Below are 25,905 nucleotides of genomic sequence, written 5' to 3'. Positions count from 1 at the left end.
GGCGGGGCCGGAGGCTGCTGCCGCTGCGGCCAATGTGACACCGGTTCAGTCGGATTGAACCGATGTGACACAAGGCGAGTCAGCGGATCAGGTACGGGGAGACCGAACTCTGGTGCTCACTGATGTCGAGTTGCTTGCCGAGCGGCGGGAACGCGCGCTGCGGGCAGTTGACGCGCTCGCACACCCGGCAACCGGCGCCGATCGGGGTGCCCGGGTTGGAATCGTCGAGGTCGAGACCGTCGCCGTAGACGAGCCGGTGGGCGTGCCGGATCTCGCAGCCGAGCCCGATCGCGAAGATCTTGGCCGGCTGGCCGTAGCGCTGGGCGCGACGTTCGACGGTCCGGGCGATCCACAGATACCGGCGGCCGTCCGGCATCTGCGCGATCTGGTTCATGATCTTGCCGGGGTACGCGAACGTCTCGTACACGTTCCACAGCGGGCACGTGCCACCGCTGGTGGAGAAGTGGAACCCGGTGGCGGACTGCCGCTTCGACATGTTCCCGGCCCGGTCGACGCGGACGAACATGAACGGAACGCCGCGCAACTTCGGACGCTGCAGCGTCGAGAGGCGGTGGCAGATCGTCTCGTAGCTCACCGAGTAGAACGCGGACAACCGCTCGATGTCGTACCGGAAGTCCTCGGCCACGTCGTGGAACTGGCCGTACGGCAGCACCGTGGCCGCAGCGAAGTAGTTGGCCAGCCCGAGCCGGGCGAGCGCCACGGACTCGTCGCTCGTGAAGCCGCCCTCGGCCACCAGCTTGTCGAGCAGGTCGCCGTATTCGAGGAACGCCAGCTCGGTCGCGAACTTGAACACCTGCTGGCCGCCCGACAGGTGCGGCGAGATCTCCAGCAGCCGGGATTCGGGGTCGTACCGGTGCAGGACGTTCTCGCCCAGGTCGATGCGCTTGACGATCTGCACGTCGTGCACGGTCTGCAACCTGCGGGCGATCTCACCGCCGACGTCGCCGCGGTGGAATCGCATGCGCGCGGTCAGTTCCTCCGCCGCCGTGTCCAGTTCGTGCAGATAGTTCTGCCGCTGATAGAAGTAGTCGCGGACCTCTTCGTGCGGCATCGTGATCGAGCCGCTACCACTGCCGTCGCTGTAGCGGTCCTCAGTGGCGAGAGCCAGCTGCGCGGTGGTGTTACGGAAGCGGCGGTGCATGTTGACCATCGCCTTCGCCAGGCCCGGATGCGACGCCACCATCTCCGCGATCTCCTGGGCGTCCGCGTCGATGCCCATCTCCTGGTCCAGCGCCACCTCGCGCATCTCCGCGATCAGGCGAGTGTCGTCCTGGGATGAGAAGAACGTGGTGTCGACGCCGAACACCTCGCTGATCCGCAGCAGCACCGGCACCGTCAGCGGCCGCACGTCGTGCTCGATCTGATTGAGGTAGCTGGCGGAGATCTCCAGCGTCTTCGCCAGCGCCGCCTGGCTCAGTCCACGCTCGGTTCGGAGCTGACGCAACCGGGTGCCGACGAAGGTCTTGGACATACGGCAATGGTACCGGCGCAGGTCAGATGTGCGAACGGAACCTTCGCAAGATTTACTCGCGCGGGTCGGGACACGGTGACGCGGGGCGAATGTACCTCTGGGCGCACTGGAGGCGCTGAAAGGTACATTCGCCCGCGCTCAGGCCTCGTTCTCCGAGCGCGGCGCGCCGACACCCGGGTCGATCTGGAACGGACCCGACGCGGACGGTGCGACGGGGAAGTCGAACATCGCCGTCGGCAGGTACACCGTCGAGCAGGAGTTCGGGATGTCCACCACCCCCGACAGCCGGCCCTCGATCGGTGCGGCGCCGAGGAGGAGGTAGGCCTGCTCGGGGCTGTACCCGAACTTGGTGAGGTAGTCGATCGCGTGGAGACAGGCCCGCTGATACGACAGGTGCGAGTCGAGGTACTTCTGTTCCCCGTCGAGGGTGACGGACGTTCCGGAGAACGCGAGCCACTCCGAGTACTGCGGGTCGGTGTTGCCGGGCATGAAGATCGCGTTCTCGGACACGCCGTACGTGTCCATGCCGCCCTTGATGATGTCGACGCGCAGGTCGATGAAGCCACCCATCTCGATGGCGCCGCAGAACGTGATCTCGCCGTCGCCCTGGGAGAAGTGCAGATCGCCGACGGACAGGTTCGCGCCGTCGACGAACACCGGGTAGAAGACGCGGCTGCCCTTGGTGAGGTTCTTGATGTCCTGGTTGCCGCCGTTCTCGCGTGGGGGCGCGGTGCGGGCGGCCTCGCCGGCGACGCGGTCGAAGTCGGCGCCCGACAGGGACCCGAGGACGGCGTCCTGCGGTTCGGGCGGCAGGGCGAGTGGGGGAACCCGGCCCGGGTCGGTGGCGATGAGCGCGCCCTCCCTCGCGTTCCACTTCGACAGGAGGGCGGCCGACGGCGCGGTGCCCATCAGTCCGGGGTGGACGATGCCGGTGAACGAGACGTGCGGGACGTGCCGCGACGTGGCGGTCTGACCGGAAAAATCCCAGACGGCCTTGTAGGCGTCGGGGAACTGCTCGGTGAGGAATCCGCCGCCGTTGTGGCGGGAGAAGATCCCGGTGTACCCCCAGCCCTGGCCTGCCAGCGGGCCGGAATCCTCCTGGGGGATGGGTCCGACGTCCAGGATGTCGACGATCAGCAGGTCGCCGGGCTTCGCGCCCTCCACGGCGAACGGCCCGGACAATGTGTGGACCGTGGTGAGGGGAGCGTTCAGGATGTCGTCGGCTGAGTCGTCGTTGTGGATGGCGCCGTCGAACCATTCGCGGCAGTGGACGCGGAAGGAGTCGCCCGGTTTCACCGTGACCGCGGCCGGGATGTCCGGGTGCCAGCGGTTGTGGCCGACGATCGCCTGATCGGTGAACTTTTTCGAGGAATCGAGCGGAAACAGCAGTTCGGGCATGTGCGCTCCTTCGGTGGCCGGTCAGGGACGAGGAAGTCGGCGGTGCAGCGGATTGCTCGTGACGGGTGAACGCCCTGCCGTGGTCTGGGGCGGCGGACCGGTGACGACGTCCGGTTCGTGAGCCGACCTCTTCGTGCTGTCGAGGAGGTTCATCGCGGACGACGATCCGTGTCCGAGTCGCGGTGAGGACACGCGCCGGACGGCGTCGCGGTCGCACCGCGGGCAGCGTGTGGTGCCGGGTACGTCGGCCATCGGGAACGACTGCTCGAACGGGCCGCAGTCGGCGGCACATCGGAATTCGTACAGCGGCATCGTGGTGCCCTTCGCCGGAGGAGACCATTCGAGGTCACGGTAACCGACCCGATTGGTGATTGCAGTCACAACGGGCGGGTCGACGGCTGTGCCGCGGTGGGAAGGCGAGGGTCGCACGGGCGGAAATATCTGTGTACGGCGAGTTGCGTGCATTTGGTTCACCACCTGCGGCTTTTTGCTACTGGCGAGTATCTTTCCTCTCCGATCGGGCAGGTGTGGCGCCGAACTTTCTTAACAGTCTTTGCAAGGTGTTGTGAAAAGCTAGCCAAGATTGGCATTAGCAACAGGTAGACGGCACTTTTTGCTTGTGTCATTCTCGGTAAGTACATACGAAGGGCCTGGCAAGGATGTGAAGCAGTACATCCGTACCGGACCAGCAGATCGAAGAGAGTGGAGTCTTGATGTCGACCACCGGCACCCCGAAGACCGCAGCTGAAATCCAGCAGGATTGGGACACCAACCCGCGCTGGAAGGGAGTAACCCGCAACTACACGGCGGAGCAGGTCGCCAAGCTCCAGGGCACCGTTGTCGAGGAAGCCACCCTCGCCCGCCGTGGTTCCGAGATCCTCTGGGACCTCGTGAACAACGAGGACTACATCAACTCGCTGGGTGCCCTCACGGGTAACCAGGCCGTGCAGCAGGTCCGCGCGGGCCTCAAGGCCATCTACCTGTCCGGCTGGCAGGTCGCCGGCGACGCGAACCTCTCGGGTCACACCTACCCGGACCAGAGTCTCTACCCGGCCAACTCGGTGCCGCAGGTCGTGCGCCGCATCAACAACGCGCTGCTGCGCGCCGACGAGATCGCCAAGGTCGAGGGCGACACCTCCGTCGACAACTGGCTCGCCCCGATCGTCGCCGACGGCGAGGCCGGCTTCGGTGGCGCTCTGAACGTCTACGAGCTGCAGAAGGCCATGATCGCGTCCGGCGTCGCCGGTTCGCACTGGGAAGACCAGCTCGCGTCGGAGAAGAAGTGCGGCCACCTCGGTGGCAAGGTCCTCATCCCCACGCAGCAGCACATCCGCACCCTGACCTCGGCGCGACTCGCGGCCGACGTGGCCGACGTTCCGACGGTCGTCATCGCGCGCACCGACGCCGAGGCCGCCACCCTGATCACCTCCGATGTCGACGAGCGCGACCGCGAGTTCCTCGACGGCACTCGCACCGCCGAGGGCTTCTACGGTGTGAAGAACGGCATCGAGCCCTGCATCGCTCGCGCCAAGGCCTACGCGCCGTACTCCGACCTCATCTGGATGGAGACCGGCGTGCCGGACCTCGAGGTCGCCAAGAAGTTCGCCGAGTCCGTTCGCAGCGAGTTCCCGGACCAGCTGCTCGCCTACAACTGCTCGCCGTCCTTCAACTGGAAGGCGCACCTTGACGACGCGACCATCGCGAAGTTCCAGAAGGAGCTCGGCGCGATGGGCTTCAAGTTCCAGTTCATCACCCTCGCCGGCTTCCACTCGCTCAACTACGGCATGTTCGACCTGGCCCACGGCTACGCCCGCGAGGGCATGACCGCCTTCGTCGACCTGCAGGAGCGCGAGTTCAAGGCCGCCGAGGAGCGTGGCTTCACCGCCATCAAGCACCAGCGTGAGGTCGGCGCCGGCTACTTCGACCGTATCGCCACCACGGTCGACCCCAACACCTCGACGGCTGCTCTGAAGGGCTCCACCGAAGAGGGTCAGTTCCACTGAGCCTTGTCCTCCAAGGCTTCGACCGATCACGGTTTCACCTGATCAACCCGACCCCGGGGAGGGGCCTGTAACAGGGCCCCTCCCCGGGCGACGACTCCACTAGACGAAAAGGAGCTGACGTGACCAGCGAAAAGATTCAGCGCGTCGGCGTGATCGGCGCCGGGATCATGGGTGCCGGAATCGCTGAGGTGTGTGCTCGCGCGCACGTCGACGTTCTGGTGTTCGAGCAAACCCGCGAGCTTGCGGCAGCGGGGCGTTCGCGCATCCTCCGTTCGCTCGACCGCGGAGTGAGCAGCGGCAAGATCACCGAGCGGGAACGTGAGCAGGCCGCCTGGCGGCTGCGGTTCACCTCCGATCTCGGTGATTTCGCGGACCGGCAGCTCGTCGTGGAGGCCGTCGTCGAGGACGAGAAGGTGAAGAGCGAGATCTTCACCGAACTCGACCAGGTCGTGACGGATCCGAACGCCGTACTGGCGTCCAACACGTCGTCGATCCCGATCATGAAGCTGGGCATCGCCACGAAGTCCCCGGAACGGGTCATCGGGATGCACTTCTTCAACCCCGTTCCGGTGCTTCCCCTCGTCGAGCTGGTGACCACGCTCAAGACGAGCAAATCGGTGTCCGAGCGGGCCGAGGCCTTCGCCAGCGATGTGCTGGGCAAGCAGGTCGTCCGTTCCGCGGACCGTTCCGGATTCGTCGTCAACGCCCTACTGGTGCCGTACCTGCTCTCCGCGATCCGCATGGTGGAGTCCGGGTTCGCGACCAAGGAAGACATCGACAAGGCAACGGTTCTCGGCCTCGCGCACCCGATGGGTCCGCTCGCGCTGACCGACCTGGTGGGCCTGGACACGGTCAAGTCCATCGCCGACTCCATGTACGAAGAGTTCAAGGAGCCCCTGTACTCGGCGCCGCCGCTGCTGCTTCGCATGGTCGAGGCCGGGTTGGTCGGCAAGAAGTCCGGTGCGGGCTTCTACGAGTACGGCGACAACGGTCGTGCCAGCAAGAAGGCCAGCTAGTAGGTAGGTAGGCGACTACACCTGTGCGCCTTTCACGACCACTGGCGGTTGTGAGAGGCGCACAGGTGCATCGAGCCCAGAGGCATTCTCAGCCACTGGACTGAGCCCAGAAAGGTCGACCGCATGTCCAGCACCGCAGCATACGGATCCAGCATCCTGGGGTATCCCCGCATCGGACCTCGCCGCGAACTCAAGCGTGCCCTCGAGTCCTACTGGCACGGCACGAGCACGAAGGAAGAACTCGTCGCCGTCGCCCGGGACCTTCAGGAGGAGACGTGGAGTGAGCTCGCCGCGACCGGTCTGACCCAGGTCCCGGGCAACACGTTCTCCTACTACGACCACGTACTCGACAACGCGCTGCTGTTCGGTGCCGTGCCCGAGCGGTTCAAGCCGCTCGAGAGGCAGCTCGATCCGCTGGACTTCTACTTCACGCTGGCGCGTGGCCGGCCGGACTTCCCGCCCCTCGAGCTGGTGCGGTTCTTCGGCACCAACTACCACTACCGTCAGCCCGAACTGGACGAGAACACCGAGTTCTCGCTGCGGTCCGAGACCGTGATGGACGAGTTCGAGCGGGCGAAGGCGCGCGGGATCGAACTGCGTCCGGTCGTGCTGGGGCCCGTGTCGCTGCTGCTGCTGTCGAAGGTCGGTCCGACGTCGAAGCGGCACGGTTTCTCGACCCTCGACCTGCTGGACAAGGTGCTGCCGGAGTACGAGAGGCTGTTCGAGCAGCTCGCGAAGGCCGGCGCCACATGCGTCCAGCTGGACGAGCCGTCGTTCACCGAGGACCGCGCACCGGAAGAACTGGCCGCGCTGGCCAAGGCGTACGAGAAGCTGTCGCACGCACCGCTGCGGCCCCGCATCCTCGTCACCGGTCCGTACGGGCATCTCGGGGAGGCGCTCGCCATCCTCGCCTCCACCAAGGTGGAGGCTCTGGGCCTCGATCTCGTCAGTCACCGGCTGAGCGCCGACGAGCTGGCGAAGATCCCGGGCATGAAGCGCAAGCGCATCTACGCCGGTGTGGTCGACGGCCGCAACGTGTGGCGCGTCGACCGGTACAACACGCTGACGTACCTGAACACGCTGAAGGACGTCGTGCCGGATCTCGTGGTCTCGACGTCGACGTCGTTGCTGCACGTTCCGTACGACGTGTTGTCCGAGTACGACATCCCGGGTGATGTCGCAGACCGGCTCGCGTTCGCGAAGCAGAAGGTCGGCGAGGTGGTCTCGCTGGCCAAGGCGCTCACCGAGGGGCCGTCCGACAAGTGGCGCAAGCGTCCCACGTCGGTGCACTTCAAGCTCAAGCACGCGGTGCGGGCACGGGTCAACGCGATCAAGCCGGGCGACCGCTTCCGGGTTCCGTACGAGGAGCGGCGGGTCGCCCAGCAGGAGCGACTGAACCTGCCGCTGGTTCCGGCGACGACGCTGGGCTCGTTCCCGCAGACGGACGCGATCAGGCAGGCGCGGTACGAGCTGGGTGAGGGACGCCTCGAGTGGGAGGAATACTACAAGCGGATCCAGGCCGAGATCGAAAGCACGATCCGGTTGCAGGAAGACATCGGGCTCGACGTCTTCGTGCACGGTGAGCACGAGCGCAACGACATGGTGCAGTACTTCGCGGAGCTTCTCGAGGGGTATGCCTTCACCCACAACGGGTGGGTGCAGGCTTACGGCTCGCGGTGTACACGTCCGCCGATCCTCTACGGGGACGTGTCGCGGCCGAAGCCGATGACCGTCGAGTGGATCTCGTACGCGCAGTCGCTGACGGACAAGCCGGTCAAGGGCATGCTCACGGGTCCGGTGACGATGATCGCGCGGTCGTTCGTCCGCCAGGATCAGCCGCTGTACGAGACGGCCGACCAGTTGGCGCTGGTGATCCGCGACGAGATCGCCGACCTCGAGGCGGCGGGCATCGCGATCATCCAGGTCGACGAGCCGGCGATCCGGGAACTGCTGCCGTTGCGCGAGAACGGCCGCGAGGCGTATCTCGAGTGGGCGGTCGACGCATTTCGTCTCGCGACGGGCGGGGCGAAGCCGGAGACGCAGATCCACACGCATATCACGTACACGAGCCGGGCGTCGGTGGTCGACGCCATCGAACGGCTCGACGCGGACGTGACGGCGATCGTGGCGACGCGCTCCATCACGTGGGTGCTCGGTGCCATCAAGGAGCGGGCGCTGACCCACGGTGTCGGTCCGGGTGTGTACGAGAGCCGGTCGGCCCGGATTCCGGACATCGACGAGTTGGACGAACTGCTCACGGAGGCGAGCGAGTCGGTCTCACTCGAACGGTTGTGGGCCAACCCGGACGGCGGCCTGAAGACGCGTCACTACTGGCAGCTCGAGCCTTCGCTGCGCAATATGGTGGCGGCGGCGAAGCGACTCCGCAGGCGGGCCGAGAAGGAAGAATCCGAGGCCTGATTTCTCCGGCGTGTTCGGGGTCACCGCCTCAGCGGTGGCCCCGAACGGGCTTTCGGTCGCGCAAACATGTCGAGGTGTAGGCCGCCACGAGTGGGGCAGCACGCGACGGCGCCTACGACCGCGTGGTCGGCAGCGACGTGCGGTACCGATTCGTGATCGACACGGCAACGATCTGACCTACGCGTCACCGAGTTGATCTCGCAGTGATGCCAGTGTCTTCGCCAGCAACCGGGACACGTGCATCTGCGAGATACCGACCCGGTCGGCGATCTGGGTCTGTGTCATGTTGCCGAAGAATCGCAGCATGAGGACGGTCCGCTCCCGTTCTGGGAGGGATTGAAGCAGGGGGCGCAGGGTTTCGTGGTTCTCGACGTCGTCCATCGCGGCGTCGTAGTCGCCGAGCGTCTCCACCATGGACAGTTCGCCGGTCCGGTCCGACGACGTGTTGTCGACGGAGACGGTCTGATACGCGTTGCCGGCGAGGAGCCCCTGCGCCACCTCCTCCTGTTCGAGGTCCAGGTGCTCGGCGAGTTCGCTGACAGTGGGAGCGTGGCCGAGACTCTGGGACAGTTCGGCGACGGCCTGGCTCAGCGCGAGGTGCAGTTCCTTCATCCGGCGGGGCACCCGCACGGCCCACCCGGTGTCGCGGAAGTGCCGTCGCACCTCGCCCATGATGGTGGGGACCGCGAACGACACGAAGTCGGATCCCCGCTCCACGTCGAACCGGTCGACCGAGTTGACCAGGCCGAGGCGCGCGACCTGAACCAGATCGTCGTGCGCCTCGCCGCGACCGTCGAAGCGGCGTGCGATGTGCTCGGCGAGCGGGAGACAGCGCGTCACGACGGCGTCGCGCAGTCTGCTGCGCCGGGGATCGTCCTCGTCGAGGGCTGCCATCTGTTCGAAGAGTGCTGTGACGTCCTGATACTCGTCCGGCCAACGGGCCGTGTGCCCCCCACTGTGAGTATGGGACGTCACAGACTCAGGCCGTTCTTCACCTTGGTGAATTCCATGGTGGTCACGAAACCCGCGGTGGCGGAGTCTGGCTCCTGTTTCAGATCGACCGAATCGGTGAGGGCGTTGAGCACGTGCCAGGCGAACGAACGCTCGCCGAGGGAGTCGACCGAGGTGGTGGTGCTCGATACGTCGACTCGCAGGGTGTTGTCGAGATACTGCAGCCGGCACACCAGGAGCGCGTCCGGTGTCGCGCGGACGATCAGCTGGGTGCAGATCTCGTCCATGGCCAGTTTGATGTCGGCGATGGAGTCGAGGTCGAAATCTTCGTGAATGGCAACGGTTGCTGCCAGGGCGCGCAGTACGGAGAGCTGATCGGGCGTTGCTCGCACGCGCAGTTCGACGACGGGATGTGTGTGATCCTGGTCGGGTTCGATTGTCTTGGCGATGGCCATGAGACCTCCGGGTCGGGCGTACCGTGCTGTCGGCGGGCGGTGGGTCGGCCCGCGCTGCTGAGAAGTCAGGGTAGCGATCCGGCGACACCGCAGGTGGAATACCGCAGAACAGGACCGATCAAACCAGTCCGATCAGTACGTTTGCCCGAGTAGTGTTGGCGGCACGATCAGCGTTCCTGAGGCCCTCGGCAGGGTCATGGTGGTCACGGGAGACGAGTGGGATGCCTGACGAGATTCACCTGCACACGTTGACGAATGACGTCGAGACCGCGGATGTCGACGCGGTCACCGTGTCGCTCGACGCTGTGCTCGAGTTGCTCGAACCCGTGGACGAGACCGACGTGGTGCTGCACACGCTGTGTCGTCGGGTGGTCGAGGTGTTCCCGGGTGCTGCGATGGCCGGGATCACCGTTCTCCGGCCGACGGGTCCCGTCACGGTGGCCGCGACGTCGGACGAGCTCGCGGCGCTCGAGGAGTTGCAGTACCGCTTCGGTGAGGGGCCTGCGCTCGACGCCGTGCGCTCCCGCGAGACCGTGCGGGCCGACCGTGCCGCGGCGTACGAGAGGTGGCCGGCGTACGCCGCGAGTTCCGAGCCGGCAGGCGTCCACAGCTATCTGTCCGTACCCCTGCCCGTCGCGGAGCAGTCCGCCGCGCTGAATCTGTACGGACTGTTGCCGCACGCCTTCCATCGCATGGACGAGTCGGTGCTGGAGCTGTACGTCGAGGCGGCTGCGGTCGCGGTGCGCAATGCCCGGCGGTACGGCGAGGCGAGAAATCTGATCGAGCAACTCCGTATCGCCCTCCGGTCCCGCGCTGTCATCGATCAGGCGAAGGGAATCGTGATGGCGTTGCGGGGTCTCGACGCCGAGACCGCGTTCGACGTCCTCGTCACGCGTTCGCAGCGGGAGAACGTCAAACTGCGCGTGGTCGCAGAACGTGTCGTCGCGGCTGTTTCGGCGCGGACAACCGTGCGTAACGGTTTGTAATCGCTCACCAGGGCAAATGAGAGCTCGAGTATCTGTTATTTCCTTGTGACACACCACAGGCGGGAGTAGTCTCGAACCGAGGTTGAACACACAGCCGATGTCGGGAAGCGCTGCCGTAGCAGACGGTGTCATGTGTCCGAGGTCGGGTCTGTCTGCAGGTGCTCCGCTTCCCCTCTCAATGTTCGAGATGGGGTGAGCCATGTCTGTTGGTCCAGGGGTCCCAGAACCTGAAATGGCGTGTTCGGGCACGGAGTTCGGTACCACGTACAAGCCGAGGGTAACGCTCTCGGCTGTCGGTTCCGCTCCGACACGCTGTGCGAGCGCGGAATTCACTTCCGAGCGAGTCGGGTCCGGGGTGATGTTGGTAGGGGTGCGAGGCGAAATCGACCTGTTCAGTGCACCGGGGTTCCGCGACTACGTGTGCACGCGGATTTCGCCCGAGGGGCAGTTCATCCTCGACATGTCGAAGGTGGATTTCATCGGAACCGCGGGGCTGTCGGTGCTCGACACCGTCCACGCGACGAACGTCCGGGACGGGCGGACATGGGCGATGATCTGCGGCCGGCCGGTATATCGGCTGCTCAGAGCCGCGGGCCAGGAGTCGAGCTACCCCTGCTTCGCTTCCGTGGACAGTGCCCTCGGGGCCTGGCACGGCCGAACGGCCTGACCGTCCGAACCGGCGCCCGACGTCAGTGGGCGCCGGTTCGACTCGTGCGCGGAGGGGCCGACACGCAGCGGCCGTAGGCGCGGAGGGTATCGGTGGCGACCCGGTCCCACGAGTAGCGGGCGCGGGCGCGATCGCAGCCCGCCATGCCGTATCCCGTGCGCAGGGCGTCGTCGTCGAAGATCTGTCGCAGGGCCTCGGCCAGGCGGACCGGGTTGCGCGGTGAGATGAGGCGCCCGGTGATGCCGTCGACCACCGTGTCCCTCATACCACCGACGGCGGACGCCACCACCGGTGTGCCGCAGGCCATCGCCTCCAGCGGAACCATGCCGAACGGCTCGTACCAGGGGGTGCACACGACGGCATCCGCCGAGCGCAGCAGCGAGGGCATGGCGTTCCTCGGCACGCGCCCGACGATCCGTACCCGGTTGCGCACCTTCGTCTCCCGGGCCAGGGTCAGTAATCGCGACGCTTCGGGGTCGTCGGCGACGTCGTCGGCGGCCGGCCCGCCCGCGATGACGAGTTCGGTGTCGGGGAAGTGGGAGAGCGCCTCGATCGCGGTGTCGAACCCCTTGCTCGGCGCCAAGCGGCCGACCATGACGAGGCGATGGCGTTTGCCCTTCTCGTCGGCGCGGCCGTCGGGCGTGAACTCGGCGACGTCGACGCCGGACGGAACCACGGACGTGCGCGAGCGCGGCAGGCCGAGATGGGAGAGTTCGAAGACCTCGTCAGTACACGTCGCCACCACCCGGGTGGCGCCGCGGGCGATCAACTGTTCCAAGTGAATTCGGTTGTGGGTGCTCGACGAATCCGCGCGCTCGAACCGCTGCTCGACCACCCCCAGCGCATGGAACGTCTGGACCACCGGAATGCCCATGGTGCGGGCGGCGAGTTGCGTCGCGATCCCGGACATCCAGTAGTGGGCGTGGACGATGTCCGGCCGTTCGGCTTCCCATTCGGCCTTCAGAACGCTGCCGAACGCCCCCATCAGCGGCAGGATCTCGGCCTCGGACATCCGCCGCGGAGGCCCGACCGGCACGTGCACCACGGTGTATCCGCCGGGGGTCGTGACCCGCGCCGGGGCGTCCTCGCTCTCCGCCCGGGTGTAGACGGTGACGTCGTGACCCTCTCGTGTGAGGGCTGCCGACAGTTCGGCGAGGTGAATGCTCTGCCCCCCGACATCGGCGCCGTCCGAGACGTCGAGAGGACTGGCGTTGGCCGAGACCATCGAAATCCTCAATCGTCTCGAGGTGCCGACGGCTGCCGTTCTCATCGGTTGCCCGCCGCACACGGGAGGTCTGGGTTCGCGATGAATGGCCGTCATGCCACGGGGATTCCCGAACTTCGGGTTTGTAAACCGACCGGCTAGCACTCTGTCACAGGACAGGTGGCACAGGCAGGCCGGTGTTGCGTTCTAATACCAACGCCGCCTACCGCCGACCGCACGACCAGTGGCGCCGAGAATCCACAAGATCGCGCCGATCACCAGGAGGATGATGCCGATGGTCCACAGCCAAGTGAGGCCGGTGAGCCATCCGATCAGGAGCAAGATCAGTCCGAGCACGATCATGACGTTCCTCGATTCTTCATCCCACCGGGGCGAGGCGAGAGTCCGACCCCGGACCCTCCCGCACCCCGTCGACTCCTGCGCCCATTGCGTAGGTCAGATGGCCGCCGAGCGCGCCGCCGACACCGATCGCGAGTAGTCCCGCGGTGCTCGTGACGACAGCGCGTGCGTCCGTTCCGTGTCTGCGGCGAAGGTAGGACGCGAGCATGGCCGTGATGCCGATGGCGTTGGCCTCGGCGTGGATCAGGCCGACGCGGCGCTGACGCGTATCGCGTTCGGCCCAGTCCGCCCAGCCGGTCACCAACGTCGGGGGAGTGGCGAGCAGTCCCAGGCCGATCAGCCTGCGTGCGCCGACGTGATCGCGGAACGCCAGATCGAAGACGGTCGCGCCGACCCACGCACCGATGGGGAGGCTGACGAGAACGGGATGCACGGGGTGCCCGAGCCAGGATCCGCGCAATATCGCACCCGCGCCGGACGAACCGAGCGCCCCCTGGATCCGCTGTTGCAGGAACCGGCTGCCGCCGTCGAGGAACCCGGCGGATTCCGCTTTCCGGAACAGGCTCTCGAGGTTCATGACTCCCGGTTACCCAGGGCGGCGCGAAGAAAACCGGCCTGCCTTGTCGTCGATGCAGGTCGGGCGTAGCGTCGGGACCACGTTCTCGAAGGTGAGGTGAGTGCCGTGAAACTCAATCTCTTCGCTGCTTGGGTCAGCTTCGCTCTCGTGTTGTTGTCGGTGGTCTGTCTCGGCGGATTCCTCGTCGCCGCAGGCTCGGGGCAGGGCGGCTGGGCGGTGATCTCCGGATCTCTGTGCGTCGTCGCGCTGGCCGGAGCGATGGCGCTGTACGGAGGAGCCGTGCGTCACGATCACAGGCTGCACCACGAAACGCCGCACCTCTTCTGACGGCGGCATTTCCGGAAGGTCTCAGGAGTCCGCGAGCCTCCGCTTCTCCGCGTCGATGTCGAAAGTGGCGGGCGGCCAGCCGAGGTCCAGCTTCTCCAGGGCGTCGATCAGCAGCTCGCTGACCGCGATCCGGCTGTACCACTTGCGGTCGCACGGAACCACGTACCACGGCGCGTAATCGGTCGACGTCTCGTCGAGCATCGCCTGATACGCGTCCTGGTACGCGGGCCAGAGCTTGCGCTCGTCGACGTCCGAGGGGTTGTACTTCCAGTACTTGTCCCGGCGTTCCAACCGTTCGCGCAGCCGCGACTTCTGTTCGTCGAGTGAGACGAACATCGCGACCTTCACCAGCGTCGTGCCGCCGGCGACGAGTTCCTTCTCGAAATGGTTGATCTCGTCGTAGCGGCCGCTCCAGATTTCGGCGGGCACGAGATCGTGAACCCGGACCACCAGCACGTCCTCGTAGTGCGACCGGTCGAACACGCCGAGTTGCCCGGCGCGGGGCAGGGCGTTGTCGATCCGCCACAGGAAGTGGTGGCGCTTCTCCTCGGGTGTGGGCACGCCGAACGACGCGTGATCCACGCCCTGCGGATCCACGTGCCCGATGACGTGGCGGACCATCCCGCCTTTACCTGCGGTGTCCATGCCCTGCAGCACGAGGAGCACCGACCGGCCGTCGCCGGATCGCCCGTTGGCGTAGAGCTTCTCCTGGAGGGACGACAGCACCGCACCGCGTTCCTCGAGCAGCGCGACCCCGTCCGACTTGTCGCCGACGAACCCCGGTGTGCTCCCGCAATCGAGTTCGGCGATCCGCTGACCCGGGCGCGATCGCAGGGCCTCGATCGCCGGCGTCTTCCACAATCCGCGTGCCTTGTCTGCCATGTACAAACAGTGCCACAGGAGCGTTACATGGAGTCGTGGGCGGCGAGGTGCACCGGTGTCGTGTTCTGGTGATCGGGACGGGATTTTCCGGTCTGGGCACGGCCATCCAGCTCCGCAAGCGGGGACGCGACGACTTCATCCTGCTGGAGAAGGCGCGGGAGGTCGGCGGCACCTGGCGGGAGAACACGTACCCGGGTTGTGCGTGTGACGTGCCCTCGCACCTGTACTCGTTCTCGTTCGAGCCGAACCCGGACTGGACGCGGATGTGGTCGGGACAGGAGGAGATCTTCGACTATCTGCGTGGCCTGGCCGACAAGTACGACCTGCGGCGCAACATTCATTTCGGCCGCACGATGACGGGCGGGCACTGGGACGCCGAACGGCAACGGTGGCACGTCCACACCGAGTCGGGCGACGAGTACGTCGCCCAGTTCGTCGTGTCCGGGATCGGCGCCCTCCACATCCCGAACGTCCCGGATCTGCCCGGCGCCGACACCTTCGAGGGAACGGAGTTCCACTCGGCGCAGTGGAACCACGACTACGACCTGCGGGGCAAGAAAGTCGCGGTGATCGGCACGGGCGCCAGCGCAGTCCAGTTCGTTCCCGAGATCGTGGGCGACGTAGCCGAGTTGCAGCTGTATCAGCGGACGCCGCCCTGGGTGATACCCGGCCTGAACTTCGGCATTCCGCCGGAGGCGCGGCGCCTGTTGGGCCGGGTCCCGCTGGCCCGTCGAATGGTGCGTGCCGCGGTCTACTGGACTTACGAATCGCTCGCGCTCGGGTTCAACGGGCACTCCCGCCTGATGCGGCCGATCGAGAGCGCGGCGCGGAAGAACCTGAACAGGACCGTCACCGATCCCGAACTTCGCCGGAAGCTGACCCCGTCCTATCGCATCGGTTGCAAGCGGATCCTGGGGTCGGACGTGTACTACCCGGCGTTGATCTCACCGAAGACGGTCGTGATCACCGAGGGCATCGCCGAGGTACGCCCGCACAGTATCGTCGCGGGCGACGGGGCTGAGCGGGCGGTGGACGCGATCATCTACGCCACCGGATTCCACGTCACCGACGGCTTCGACAATGTCGACCTCACCGGGGTCGAGGGCCGGCGCCTCGCCGACGAATGGGAGGAACACGGGATCCGCACCCACCTCGGTATCACCGTCGCGGGTTACCCCAACGCGTTCTTCCTCTTCGGCCCCAACACCGGGCTCGGTCACAATTCGGTGGTCTTCATGATCGAGTCGCAGATTCGTTATGCACTGGAGTTGATGGATCTCGTCGACCGGCGCGGCGCCGATTCCGCGGCCGTCCGGCCCGCGGTGCAGAGCCGCTTCAACACCGACATCCAGCGGAAACTGGCAAAGGGCGTGTGGTCCACCGGCGGGTGCGTGAGCTGGTACCTGGACTCGCACGGCGTCAACCGCACTATCTGGCCGGGTTCGACCGTGCGCTACTGGCGACGGACGCGGTCGGTCGAACCGGCGGACTTCGAGTTCACACCCGGCTGAACGGCGGGGGCGTCACTCCGTCGACGAGATGGCTTCCCCAGAGGTCCATCCCGGTGATCCGGGCGGTGGCCGTGCCATCCGGGCCCGTGATCTGCAGTTCGGTGCCCGCGGACAGGTCGGCATCGGCGCCGAGGACGTCGGTCAGGGTGCGTACGCGGCCGTGCCAGACGTACCGACCGCTGATGGGTTCGAAGTTTCCCGCCAACTGGACCTGCACGGTCACGGCAGGACGGTCGCCGACGACGACGTCGGCGGGGCCGCGGTAGCCCTCTTCTTCTTCCTCGTGTTCGTTCACACAGGCGAGTTTACCTGTAACTGATAGTTACACAAGAAACGTTCGGCGCTAGTCGGCCTCGGCCGCAGGCGGGCGCAGCGGGTGCGGGATCGCATTGAATCGCGCGGGCGAGCCGTTGACGGCGGCGATACCGGTGACGCCACCCCAGGTCATCATCGTCAGGTAGTTGATCAGATCCTCGACCGACATGGACCGGTTGGAGATCCACCAGTGCGTCGCCAGCTGCACACCGCCGACGATTCCGTACGCCCAGGGGACGGCGCCGCCGGAGTCCATCTCCATCTGCCGCAGCCGCTCGCCGAGAACCGTGGAGAGCACCTCCGCGATCATCCGTTCCGAGTCCGCGACCGTTTCGCGGCCCGGGCCGGAGCCGTTCGCCATGATGTACAGGTAGACGTCGGGATCCGACGCCACCGTCTCGACGTACGCCGTGATGGTGGCGCGGGTCAGCTCGAAGTCGTCGAGGTCGCCGCCGATGGCCTCGTAGATCCGCGGGGCGAGTGTGGTCTCCACGTAACGCGCCATGGTCGCGTTCGTCAGATCGCTCTTGTCCGCGAAATAGCGGTACAGCACCGTCTTGGAGACACCGATCTCGGATGCGATCTCGTCCATGCCGATGTCGCGTCCACGCAAGCGAATGGCGGCGATCGTTCCGTCGACGAGTTCTTCTCGGCGCGCGATCTTGTGCTCACGCCAGCGGCGCTTGCGCCCATCGGGCTTTGCCGCCTTGTCCAGCTTCGTCATCGACTCGGTCACCTGCTCAGGATCCTTCACGTCGTCGTTCGCCACTGAGTCTCTTCACATCCGTTTCGTGTCGCGATCTCCTGTCAGCTTAGTGCTCCGGTCTTGTCGCACGGCACAACGCCGTCTGTGCGGGCGCGCGTCCAGCGGCTGGGTTGCCGCCTTCCCGCCGTCCTTGGGCACAATGGCGTCTGTGGATCAACTGAGCCTTTCCGCCTTCGACGACGACGCGAAGCGTCGCGATCTCCGCAAGATGAAGGCTGTCGCGACGGGCTTTCTCGTGTTCGCCACCGTGGTGTACCTCGTGTGCAGGTGGCAGGAATCGCGGGGCGCGGGGGCGTGGGTCGGCTACGTGCGGGCCGCGTCCGAGGCAGGCATGGTCGGTGCGCTGGCCGACTGGTTCGCGGTGACGGCCCTGTTCCGGCATCCGCTCGGATTGCCGATCCCGCACACCGCGATCATCAAGCGCAAGAAGGACCAGCTGGGGGCGAGCCTCGGCAACTTCGTCGGCCAGAACTTCCTCGCCCCCGAGGTGGTGTCCGCCAAGGTGGAGGCCGCGGAGATCCCGCTGCGGCTGGGCAGGTGGATGGCGCAGCCCAAGCACGCCGCGCGTGTCGCTGCCGAGACGGCCACCATCCTGCGCGGCTTCGTCGAGATCCTGCGCGACGAGGACGTGCAGCAGATCATCGACAGCACCCTGGTGCGCAGGCTGGCCGAGCCCCAGTGGGGGCCGCCGATCGGGCGCGTACTCGGCGAACTCCTGCGCGAGAACCGGCAGTTGCCGATCCTGGATCTGCTCGCCGAGCGGGCGCACCAGTGGGCGCTCGGGAGTCAGGAGACCATCGACCGGATCGTCAGCCGCGATTCGCCCGCCTGGTCGCCCAAGTTCGTCGACGCCATGCTCGGCGAGAAGATCCACCGGGAGCTCGTCGAATTCACCTGGAAGGTGCGATCCAACCCGGAGCACGAGGTGCGGCAGGCGGCCAACCGCTTCCTCGTCGACTTCGCCGACGACCTGCAGAACGACCCCGCGACCATGGAGAAGGCCGAGAAGATCAAGGCCGAGATCATGGGGCGCGAGGAGGTGACCGGTCTCGCTGCGGCTACGTGGACGGTCGCCAAGCGCCTGATCATGGAATCCGTCGACGACCCGAACAGCACGCTGCGCACGAAGGTCGCGGAGAACGTCGTGCGATTCGGTGAGCGGCTGCGCGACGACCACGAGCTGAGGGCCAAGGTCGACGGGTGGGTGCTCGCCGGCACGCGCTACGTCGTCGTCCACTACACCGACGAGATCACCGCGATCATCTCCGACACCGTCGAGCGCTGGGACGCCGAGGAGGCGTCCAAGAAGATCGAACTGCAGGTGGGACGGGATCTCCAGTTCATCCGCATCAACGGCACCGTGGTCGGGTCGATCGCGGGGCTGCTGATCTACACGTTCTCGACGGTGCTGTTCGGCTGACATCGGCCTCGGCGGAGGGTCCGCTAGCTGGGTGCTAACAGAGTGCTTGCAATTGCTAGCACCCTGCTTTAGGCTTGGTTCTGCCCAGCAACACGGAGGACTGATGGCAAGCGATGATCGCGACGCAGCCGGTGCAGGAGATCTGGCAGCTCGCGTAGTCAGCAACGCCGCTCACGACATCGGAGGTTTCATTCGTGCCCAGCGCGAAGCGGCCCAGGTGTCGATGCGGCAGCTGGCGCAGCTGGCCGGTGTCAGTAATCCGTATCTGAGTCAGATCGAACGTGGGTTGCGCAAGCCCTCGGCCGAGGTGCTTGGGCAGATAGCCAAGGGTCTCCGGGTCTCGTCGGAGGTCCTGTACGTCCAGGCGGGTTACCTCGAGCAGCGGCCACACGGTCCCCTCCGTGACGCTCTGCTCGCGGATACGGCCATTACCGAGCGGCAGAAGCAAGTGCTGCTCGAGATCTACGAGTCGTTCTGTCGTGAGAACGAATCGGCGGAAGCGGCCGAATCCCGGACGTCCGAGCTTCGGACAGAAGAACACCAGCGTTCTGATTCCCAGACGCCGGAACCAGAACCCCCCACCGTTGAACAGGAGAAAGCCGATGACTGACCAGAAGACCATCGACAGCGTCAAGACCTCGCTGTACGCGGCCGTAGGCGCCGGCGACGTCGTCGTGCAGGCCGTGGCCGACGTCGTCGCCCAGGTCCGCTCGCGCGCCGAGTCCACCCAGGGCGACGTCGAGGAGCGTGTCGGCGGCGCCAAGGAGCGCATCGCCGGACTCCAGGAAGAGGTCACCGAGGGTGTCGAGAACCTTCGCGACCGCCTCGCCGGACTGCCGTCCGAGCTGCCCGAGGAGCTTGCCGAGCTGCGTGAGAAGTTCACCGCCGACGAGCTGCGCAAGGTCGCCGAGGCCTACCTGAAGGTCGCCTCCGACCTGTACACGTCGCTCGCCGAGCGCGGCGAGGACACCGTCGAGCGCATCCGCAAGCAGCCGGTCGTCGAGGAGGGCATCGGCCGCGCCGAGACCGCCTTCGGTGACGCCGTCGAGCTGACCGAGGAAGCTCTCGGCACCGTTGCACGCCAGACGCGCGCCGTCGGCGAGCAGGCCGCGAAGCTCGCGGGCCGCGCTTCGGGTCGCATCTCCGACACCGCCGAGGGGCTCGGGGAGGCCATCGCCGAAGCCGGCGACGAGGCTGCCCTGAAGGTTCTCGACCTGGGCGACCAGGCCGAGGAAGCGTCGAAGGGCGCTGCCGATCGCGTCGACGCCACCGCTGCCGACGTCCAGGCTCAGGCCGACAAGGCTGCCCCGGCCAAGCACGCCGCTCCCGCCAAGAAGGCTGCTCCGGCCAAGGCTGCGGCAACTCCGGCCCCGGCTCCGGCCAAGAAGGCCGCCGCTCCGGCCAAGAAGGCTGCTCCGGTCAAGAAGGCTTGATCCTTCACGCTTTTCGGCCCCCGCACGTTCGGTGCGGGGGCCGTTTGCGTGTCGACCTCGTAGGATGGGGCTGTGATTCAAGTTGACGGCGTCGTCTCGGTGATCTTGTTGGTGATTCGCATCGTCGCCCTGGGTGGTGCTGCGTACGCGCTGTTCCACGCGGCTCGCCAGCGCAAAGACGCGTTCACCGCCGTGGACAAGTTGAGCAAACCGATCTGGCTGAGCATTCTCGCCGTCGCGTTCCTCGTCCTCCTGCTGTTCCCGGCCGTGCAGTTGTTCGGCATCGTCGCGGTCGTCGCGGTGTGCGTCTATCTCGTGGACGTGCGCCCGCGCGTCGACGACGTGCAGCGCGGGCCTCGCTGGTAGCCGCTCCCCACCCCATGAGCACGTGAAGGCGTGGCTCTCGTGCACCCAAACGATGACAATGGGCATTGTGACAATGCTATTGTGGTGACACGGCTACCGAGGAGCTGACATGTCCGTCGTCCATCTGCGTGACTCAGTGAGCGATGCCCACCCGGCCGCGGGACTCGTCGGCGGCCCGTCGCGGCTGCTGCTCCGACGGGCGCACATCGTCCGATGAAGGAATACCGGATCGACGACCTCGCGCGCGAGGCGCGGGTGAGCGTGCGCAACGTGCGCGTCTACCAGGACCGCGGACTGCTCCCGCCGCCACGGAAGCAGGGGCGCACCGGGTGGTACAACGAATCGCACCTCGCCCGTCTGCACCTGATCGGGCGCATGCTCGATCGCGGCTACACGTTCGCCACCATCAGCGAACTTCTCACGGCTGCGCACTACGGCCTCCAGGTCAAGGACGTTCTGGAGACCGACGACCCGGGCAGCCGATGGAAGAAGCGCAGGCGAGCGGCCCGCCTCACGATCGCCGAGCTGAAATGCATGTTCGGTGCGCAGACCACCGAGGCCAACATCGCCAAGGGCACCGAACTCGGAGTGCTCGTTCCCGCCGGAGGCGACTACTCGGTGAACAATCCACGACTGGTCGAGGCGGCGCAGGTCCTCGTCGACGCCGGCATCCCGCTCGAGGACGTCCTCGAACAGACCGCGGCGGTGCGACGAGACCTCTCGGACGTCGCCGCGCGGTTCGTCGCCGTCGTCGCGGACCGCTACCTCGCCGCCGAGGGCGAGCCGCTCGAACTCGACGAGGCGAAAGTCTCGGAGATCGCGCGGCTCGTCGACCAGATGCGTCCCCTCACGCGCGATGCCGTCCAGTCGCTGTTCGAAGAGGCGATGGAGGAACAGATCTCCAAGGCACTCGAACGGGCGGCCCGGCAACTCGGTGAGACACCGGGCCCGGCGACGAGCACAGACACCAACAGAGCAAGTTAGACAGGACAGGGGCAGGAATGACCAGCAGTTCGCGCACCATCGCCTTCCGGGCACTAGCCGGCGCAGCCGGAGTGGGCGCCGTCGTCGCCGCGGCAGCGGCGATCCGCCACAAGCGCGCCACCCGCGGGTTGACGTTGTCGACCGAGGTGGCGCCGAACGAGCTGCTGCGCACCCCGAACCTGCGCCCGGACGTGACGGAGATCCTCACCGACGACGGAGCGACGCTGTACGTCCGCGCCTACGGTCCGGTGGACGGCGATCCCATTGTGCTGAGCCATGGCTGGACCTGTTCCACCGAATACTGGTACCCGCAGGTGAACGCGCTGGCGGACGAGTACCGGGTCATCACCTACGACCAGCGTGGGCACGGCCGCAGCACCGTCGGCTCGCTCCCGCTCGGCCCGGACGTCCTCGCCGACGACCTGTCGGAGGTGCTGAAGGCGACGGTGCGTGACGACAAGAAGGCCGTGCTCGTCGGTCACAGCATGGGTGGCATGAGCATCATGGCGTGGGCAGGCCGTCACCCCGACGAGGTGAAGAAGTACGCGTCGGCAGTTCTGCTCGCCAGCACCGCCTGTGATCGGCTCATCGCCGAGACCACCGTCATCCCGCTGCCGAATCGTTTTCCGCGCGTGCCGGTTCCGGTCGGCCGCGCCGTCCTGAGCACCCCGGTTCCGTTGGTGTCGTCGCCGGTGATGACGCGCGCACTCCAGTACGTGTCGATGTCGCCGAACGCCTCCCGCGCCGAAGTCCAGTTCTGCGAGAACATCGTCCGGGACTGCAAGCCGCGCATCCGCGGCGGCTGGGGCGCCGCGCTCAGCGGCCTCGACATCCACGAGGCTCTCGACAACCTCGACGTCCCGACCACGGTGCTCGTCGGCTCCATGGACCGACTGACCCCACCCGTCCACGCCCGCAAGCTCGCTCGCGTCCTGGACGAGGCCGGTCACCTCGAGCGGCTCATCGTCCTGCCCGGCGTCGGCCACATGAGCTCCGTCGAGAGCATCGACGAGTTCGACAAGGAGATAGTCCGGCTGCGCAATCTCTGATCCGACAGTTGCCCGCGTATTGGTCAGGCTCACACACAATAGCCTGTGAGCCTGAACAATTCGTCGGAATCTATGTTTGCCGGGGCTAGCTGAACACCACGGTCTTACGGCCGTGGACGAGGACGCGGTCCTCGAGATGCCAGCGCAGGCCACGGGACAGCACGAGCTTTTCGATGTCGCGACCCTGCCGGACCATGTCCGCGACCTCGTCTGCGTGGTCGACGCGGATCACGTCCTGCTCGATGATGGGGCCCGCGTCGAGTTCGGCCGTCACGTAGTGGCAGGTTGCGCCGATCAGCTTCACACCACGGGCGAATGCCTGGTGGTAGGGGCGGGCCCCGACGAAGGACGGCAGGAAGCTGTGGTGGATGTTGATGGCCCGGCCGGCCCAGTGCTCGCACAGTGCCGAGGGCAGCACCTGCATGAAACGCGCCAGCACGACGGCATTTGGGTCGTGGGCGTCGACCAGTTCACGCACCTGCTCGAACGCGGGCCCGCGTTCGGCGGGATCCTTCGGGAACGGGACGTGATGGAAGTCGATGCCGTGCTGCCTGGTGACGGTCTCGAGATCGCGGTGGTTGCCGATCACCGCGCAGATGTCGGCGGGCAACTCGCCTCCGGCCGCGCGGCCGAGCAGGTCGTGGAGGCAGTGCGCCTCCTTGCTCACGAGCAGCACCACCCGCTTTCGCTGACCGGTGTCGGATACGGTCCACTCGGTCTCGGGGCCGAGTTCGGCGGCGACGGCCGCGAAGCGCTCCCGGAGTTCCTCGATCGACATGTCTACCGAGGAGGCACGCACTGCCTGCCGGGTGAAGAACCAGCCGGTGTCGGCGTCGGCGTGGTACGCCGCCTCGACGATCCAGCCGCCGACCTCGGCGAGGAACGTCGAGATCCGGGCGACGATGCCGGTGCGGTCGGGGCAGCCGAGAGAAAGAACGTACCGGTGGTCCTCGGTCGAAGCAGCGCTCATGGGCAACAGTCTTTCAGGTCGCGCTCCGGCCGTTCACCACGGCGGTGCCGACGAGGGTGCCGGCGTCGATGTCGTGAATCGCGCGTTCGGTGAGCAGCTGCAGGAGATCGAGGCGAATCTGCTCGACCGTCCCGGCGTCGAACGGGGCGAGCGCGCGACGGAAGTTCCCACCCAGGACGAGGTCCCAGGCGAACTCGGGGGTGGCGGGAATGCTATTGGACAGCTCCCGGACCTCGGTCGAGTGCGCGCCCAGCTCGCCCAGCCACTGGTGGAGCGCGTCCGGGGTGTCGATGCGTTCGAGTGGATCGAACGGCGACCCGGCCGGTTCTGGCTCGGGTTCCCGGTGCCGGGCCACGGCGTCCTGGAACGCGCTCGCGAAGTCGCGCAACGCGCCCTGCCGCCACACCGTGATCCCGACCTTGCCGCCCGGCCGGACGAGGCCGGCGAGCCGGGTGAACGCGGCATCCATGTGGGGCAGGAAGAACACGCCGTACGAGCAGGCCAGCGCGTCGTAGCCCGCTTCCGGGACGGTGCTCGGCGGCTCCCAGGTGGTGGCGTCCGCGCAGACGAACTCGATGTTCTGCAATCCACGCTCCGACGCCTTCAGCCGCCCCTGCTCGAGCAGTTCGTCGGCCAGGTCGACGCCGTGGACGAGGCCCGACGGACCCACGGCGGTGGCTGCGGGGAGCGCCGAAGAGCCTGCGCCGCAGCACACGTCGAGGACGGCGTCGCCGGGACGCAGTCCGAGCTGGAAGGCGAGTGACTGCCCGGCCGGCGTCCACACGGCCGTCGTCAGCCGGTCGAACTCCAGCCGCGCCTCGTCGAAGATCGATCCCGGATCGCTCATACGGCGATGCTAGGCCGTGCCGCAAGCCCCGGAAGGCATTGTGCGAAGCTCACAGGTATGTCCGACGTTGCACTGACCCGCTCCCAGGTGGCCGACCTCGTCGACCACACGCTCCTCAAGCCCGAGGCCACCACCGACGACGTGACGGCGCTGATCGCCGAGGCGCGCTCGCTCGGTGTGCTCGCCGTCTGCGTGTCGCCGTCGATGCTGCCGGTCAAGGCGCCGGGTCTGGTGACCGCGGCGGTGGTCGGGTTCCCCTCGGGCAAGCACCACTCGCTGGTCAAGGGGGCCGAGGCGCGGCTCGCCGTGGACCAGGGCGCGCAGGAGATCGACATGGTGATCGACATCGGGGCCGCCGTGGCCGGCGACTTCAACGCGGTGCTGGCCGACGTCCTCACGGTCCGCGAGGCGGTCGGCGACCACACGGTCCTGAAGGTGATCCTCGAGACCGCCGCGCTCACCGACGAGGCGATCGTGGAAGCGTGCCGGGCCGCCGAGCGGGCCGGGGCGAACTTCGTGAAGACGTCCACCGGATTCCATCCGGCCGGGGGAGCGACCGTGGAGGCGGTGCGGCTGATGGCGCAGACCGTCGGCGGGCGGATCGGCGTGAAGGCGAGCGGCGGGATCCGCACCGCACAGGCCGCGCTCGACATGATCGCGGCCGGGGCGACGCGGCTGGGACTGTCGGGAACCCGTGCCGTCCTGGACGGGTTGCCCGACTGACCCGACGGTCGATCAGACCAGGAGGCCGCAGCTGCTCTGCTGTTCCTGCTGCTGTTGCTGGGTGCCGGCGGCAGGCATCGTGTAGGCGCCACCCTCGAGGGTGATCTCGATGGCGTCGTCGGTGACCTTCAACGACGTCGGCTGCATGCCCAGCGGGTAGGTCTGCAGGCTCGAAGTCAGAATCTGGACGACCCCGTCCACCAGGTCGGTGGGGAGGCCGAAACCGAGGATCGCCGCACCCACCGTCTCCACTTTCACGGTCCCGTTCACGACCTCCGGTTTGACGGTCAGGTCCGCGAGCCCGGCCGGACCGACGGAGAACCGCAGGGTGCCCGCGCTCGAATCGGCGGTGACACCGCTGATGAGCGAGCCGAACGCCTGCTGCTGCAGCGTCGCGAGGATTCCCGCGGTGGACCAGGTGATGTCCGCATCGGAACTGCCGATGGTGCCGCTGCTGTCCGCGGTGTTCTCGATCCGGATGTCGTTGACCTGGGCGTGCACCTGCATCCCCTGGGCGGGGCCGAACTTGGTGTCGTCGCTGTCGATCGTGATGTATGGGACGTTCTTGTCGACCGACTGGAGTAGGACTGGCTTCCAGCTCAGGCCCACGTCCACCTGCGAGCCGAGTTGGCTCTCGAACTGGTCTGCCATGCAGGTCTTCACTCTGTTGCGCACGAAGAGTTCGCCGCCGACGAGGACCGCCACGAGCGCGGCGATGACGACAAGAGAGATGACGAGCACACGGTTACTTCGGGGTGCGGAGTTCGTTCGGGCTGCCATTACAC

28 protein-coding genes are annotated in these 25,905 nt (G+C 66.8%); 14 read left to right on the top strand and 14 right to left on the bottom strand.

What is annotated here, in order from left to right; translation table 11 throughout:
• Window positions 1–79 precede the first annotated feature (79 nt).
• The 3 genes from ramB to ACLIVD_RS29440 all read right to left on the bottom strand — a co-directional run bounded on the left by ramB (window position 80) and on the right by ACLIVD_RS29440 (window position 3,271).
• Complete coding sequence (ramB, locus tag ACLIVD_RS29450) at window positions 80–1,492, bottom strand: acetate metabolism transcriptional regulator RamB (RefSeq protein WP_007301354.1); 1,413 nt, start codon at window positions 1,490–1,492, stop codon at window positions 80–82.
• Between the two features lie 138 nt (window positions 1,493–1,630).
• On the bottom strand, window positions 1,631–2,890 hold the full coding sequence (gene fmdA, locus ACLIVD_RS29445; protein WP_317570175.1) for a formamidase: 1,260 nt from the start codon (window positions 2,888–2,890) through the stop codon (window positions 1,631–1,633).
• A gap of 21 nt (window positions 2,891–2,911) precedes the next feature.
• Entirely contained in the window at window positions 2,912–3,271 is a 360-nt protein-coding gene (locus ACLIVD_RS29440) for an FmdB family zinc ribbon protein (RefSeq protein WP_491931069.1), read from the bottom strand.
• Between the two features lie 332 nt (window positions 3,272–3,603).
• Here ACLIVD_RS29440 and aceA point away from each other — a divergent pair, with 332 nt between their 5' ends.
• From aceA to metE, 3 genes are all read left to right on the top strand, one after another.
• Window positions 3,604–4,893: an isocitrate lyase gene (gene aceA, locus ACLIVD_RS29435; RefSeq protein WP_283330984.1), complete on the top strand. Its 1,290-nt coding sequence runs from the start codon at window positions 3,604–3,606 to the stop codon at window positions 4,891–4,893.
• Between the two features lie 119 nt (window positions 4,894–5,012).
• Entirely contained in the window at window positions 5,013–5,909 is an 897-nt protein-coding gene (locus ACLIVD_RS29430) for a 3-hydroxybutyryl-CoA dehydrogenase (RefSeq protein WP_005261077.1), read from the top strand.
• Between the two features lie 123 nt (window positions 5,910–6,032).
• Window positions 6,033–8,327 (top strand): 5-methyltetrahydropteroyltriglutamate--homocysteine S-methyltransferase, encoded by a 2,295-nt coding sequence (gene metE, locus ACLIVD_RS29425; protein ID WP_491931068.1) that lies wholly within the window; start codon window positions 6,033–6,035, stop codon window positions 8,325–8,327.
• 177 nt (window positions 8,328–8,504) lie between these two features.
• Here metE and ACLIVD_RS29420 read toward each other — a convergent pair whose 3' ends face one another.
• Window positions 8,505–9,302 (bottom strand): RNA polymerase sigma factor SigF, encoded by a 798-nt coding sequence (locus ACLIVD_RS29420; RefSeq protein WP_005251853.1) that lies wholly within the window; start codon window positions 9,300–9,302, stop codon window positions 8,505–8,507.
• Window positions 9,299–9,733: an ATP-binding protein gene (locus ACLIVD_RS29415; RefSeq protein ID WP_280779845.1), complete on the bottom strand. Its 435-nt coding sequence runs from the start codon at window positions 9,731–9,733 to the stop codon at window positions 9,299–9,301. The genes ACLIVD_RS29420 and ACLIVD_RS29415 overlap by 4 nt, the downstream gene beginning before the upstream one ends.
• Window positions 9,734–9,954: 221 nt before the next feature.
• Here ACLIVD_RS29415 and ACLIVD_RS29410 point away from each other — a divergent pair, with 221 nt between their 5' ends.
• Window positions 9,955–10,719 carry a GAF and ANTAR domain-containing protein gene (locus ACLIVD_RS29410; RefSeq protein ID WP_491931067.1) on the top strand — a complete coding sequence of 255 codons (765 nt, stop codon included), beginning with the start codon at window positions 9,955–9,957 and terminating at the stop codon, window positions 10,717–10,719.
• 358 nt (window positions 10,720–11,077) lie between these two features.
• Complete coding sequence (locus ACLIVD_RS29405) at window positions 11,078–11,386, top strand: STAS domain-containing protein (protein WP_005251861.1); 309 nt, start codon at window positions 11,078–11,080, stop codon at window positions 11,384–11,386.
• A gap of 22 nt (window positions 11,387–11,408) precedes the next feature.
• Here the strand turns inward: ACLIVD_RS29405 and ACLIVD_RS29400 are convergent, their stop codons facing one another.
• The 3 genes from ACLIVD_RS29400 to ACLIVD_RS29390 form a co-directional block, all read right to left on the bottom strand.
• On the bottom strand, window positions 11,409–12,623 hold the full coding sequence (locus ACLIVD_RS29400; RefSeq protein WP_411194622.1) for a glycosyltransferase: 1,215 nt from the start codon (window positions 12,621–12,623) through the stop codon (window positions 11,409–11,411).
• A 174-nt stretch (window positions 12,624–12,797) separates the two neighbouring features.
• The gene (locus tag ACLIVD_RS29395) at window positions 12,798–12,953 is read right to left on the bottom strand and encodes a DUF6131 family protein (RefSeq protein ID WP_005251863.1); all 156 of its coding nucleotides are present in this window, start codon (window positions 12,951–12,953) and stop codon (window positions 12,798–12,800) included.
• Between the two features lie 16 nt (window positions 12,954–12,969).
• A complete protein-coding gene (locus tag ACLIVD_RS29390; protein ID WP_280779848.1) occupies window positions 12,970–13,527 on the bottom strand; it encodes a DUF2231 domain-containing protein in 558 nt (185 codons plus the stop codon).
• Window positions 13,528–13,623: 96 nt separating this feature from the next.
• On the opposite strand from ACLIVD_RS29390, the gene ACLIVD_RS29385 reads away from it, so the two are divergent.
• Window positions 13,624–13,854 carry a hypothetical protein gene (locus ACLIVD_RS29385; protein ID WP_016882734.1) on the top strand — a complete coding sequence of 77 codons (231 nt, stop codon included), beginning with the start codon at window positions 13,624–13,626 and terminating at the stop codon, window positions 13,852–13,854.
• Window positions 13,855–13,875: 21 nt separating this feature from the next.
• Here ACLIVD_RS29385 and ACLIVD_RS29380 read toward each other — a convergent pair whose 3' ends face one another.
• The gene (locus ACLIVD_RS29380) at window positions 13,876–14,736 is read right to left on the bottom strand and encodes a polyphosphate kinase 2 family protein (protein WP_491931066.1); all 861 of its coding nucleotides are present in this window, start codon (window positions 14,734–14,736) and stop codon (window positions 13,876–13,878) included.
• Between the two features lie 35 nt (window positions 14,737–14,771).
• On the opposite strand from ACLIVD_RS29380, the gene ACLIVD_RS29375 reads away from it, so the two are divergent.
• Window positions 14,772–16,247 (top strand): flavin-containing monooxygenase, encoded by a 1,476-nt coding sequence (locus tag ACLIVD_RS29375; protein ID WP_317570167.1) that lies wholly within the window; start codon window positions 14,772–14,774, stop codon window positions 16,245–16,247.
• Here ACLIVD_RS29375 and ACLIVD_RS29370 read toward each other — a convergent pair.
• Window positions 16,234–16,542, bottom strand: a complete 309-nt coding sequence (locus ACLIVD_RS29370; RefSeq protein WP_283330990.1) for a DUF4873 domain-containing protein — start codon at window positions 16,540–16,542, stop codon at window positions 16,234–16,236. The two genes, ACLIVD_RS29375 and ACLIVD_RS29370, sit on opposite strands and share 14 nt — an antisense overlap.
• 48 nt (window positions 16,543–16,590) lie before the next feature.
• Window positions 16,591–17,331 carry a TetR/AcrR family transcriptional regulator gene (locus tag ACLIVD_RS29365; protein ID WP_283330991.1) on the bottom strand — a complete coding sequence of 247 codons (741 nt, stop codon included), beginning with the start codon at window positions 17,329–17,331 and terminating at the stop codon, window positions 16,591–16,593.
• Window positions 17,332–17,476: 145 nt separating this feature from the next.
• Between ACLIVD_RS29365 and ACLIVD_RS29360 the strand changes: the two genes are divergently transcribed.
• From ACLIVD_RS29360 to ACLIVD_RS29335, 6 genes are all read left to right on the top strand, one after another.
• Window positions 17,477–18,748: a DUF445 domain-containing protein gene (locus ACLIVD_RS29360; RefSeq protein ID WP_491931065.1), complete on the top strand. Its 1,272-nt coding sequence runs from the start codon at window positions 17,477–17,479 to the stop codon at window positions 18,746–18,748.
• A gap of 103 nt (window positions 18,749–18,851) precedes the next feature.
• On the top strand, window positions 18,852–19,358 hold the full coding sequence (locus ACLIVD_RS29355) for a helix-turn-helix domain-containing protein (protein ID WP_005261063.1): 507 nt from the start codon (window positions 18,852–18,854) through the stop codon (window positions 19,356–19,358).
• On the top strand, window positions 19,351–20,181 hold the full coding sequence (gene tadA, locus ACLIVD_RS29350; RefSeq protein WP_491931064.1) for a major lipid droplet protein TadA: 831 nt from the start codon (window positions 19,351–19,353) through the stop codon (window positions 20,179–20,181). The genes ACLIVD_RS29355 and tadA overlap by 8 nt, the downstream gene beginning before the upstream one ends.
• Window positions 20,182–20,253: 72 nt before the next feature.
• Window positions 20,254–20,547, top strand: coding sequence for a DUF2516 family protein (locus ACLIVD_RS29345; protein WP_005251878.1), 294 nt, complete (start codon window positions 20,254–20,256; stop codon window positions 20,545–20,547).
• Between the two features lie 213 nt (window positions 20,548–20,760).
• On the top strand, window positions 20,761–21,531 hold the full coding sequence (locus tag ACLIVD_RS29340) for a MerR family transcriptional regulator (protein WP_491931063.1): 771 nt from the start codon (window positions 20,761–20,763) through the stop codon (window positions 21,529–21,531).
• A 17-nt stretch (window positions 21,532–21,548) separates the two neighbouring features.
• Complete coding sequence (locus ACLIVD_RS29335; RefSeq protein ID WP_280779854.1) at window positions 21,549–22,580, top strand: alpha/beta fold hydrolase; 1,032 nt, start codon at window positions 21,549–21,551, stop codon at window positions 22,578–22,580.
• A gap of 85 nt (window positions 22,581–22,665) precedes the next feature.
• Here the strand turns inward: ACLIVD_RS29335 and purU are convergent, their stop codons facing one another.
• Both purU and ACLIVD_RS29325 read right to left on the bottom strand, forming a co-directional pair.
• Window positions 22,666–23,550, bottom strand: a complete 885-nt coding sequence (purU, locus tag ACLIVD_RS29330) for a formyltetrahydrofolate deformylase (RefSeq protein WP_317570161.1) — start codon at window positions 23,548–23,550, stop codon at window positions 22,666–22,668.
• Window positions 23,551–23,563: 13 nt separating this feature from the next.
• A complete protein-coding gene (locus tag ACLIVD_RS29325; protein ID WP_491931062.1) occupies window positions 23,564–24,397 on the bottom strand; it encodes a class I SAM-dependent methyltransferase in 834 nt (277 codons plus the stop codon).
• A gap of 57 nt (window positions 24,398–24,454) precedes the next feature.
• On the opposite strand from ACLIVD_RS29325, the gene deoC reads away from it, so the two are divergent.
• Window positions 24,455–25,120, top strand: a complete 666-nt coding sequence (deoC, locus tag ACLIVD_RS29320) for a deoxyribose-phosphate aldolase (RefSeq protein WP_491931061.1) — start codon at window positions 24,455–24,457, stop codon at window positions 25,118–25,120.
• Between the two features lie 12 nt (window positions 25,121–25,132).
• Here deoC and ACLIVD_RS29315 read toward each other — a convergent pair whose 3' ends face one another.
• Window positions 25,133–25,900: an LmeA family phospholipid-binding protein gene (locus tag ACLIVD_RS29315; protein ID WP_105416035.1), complete on the bottom strand. Its 768-nt coding sequence runs from the start codon at window positions 25,898–25,900 to the stop codon at window positions 25,133–25,135.
• Between the last annotated feature and the right edge of the window lie 5 nt (window positions 25,901–25,905).

Source organism: Rhodococcus sp. G6(2025) (assembly GCF_058628105.1).
Note: the sequence above shows the minus strand (reverse complement) of the source record. Positions and strands in the feature narration are given on the sequence as shown.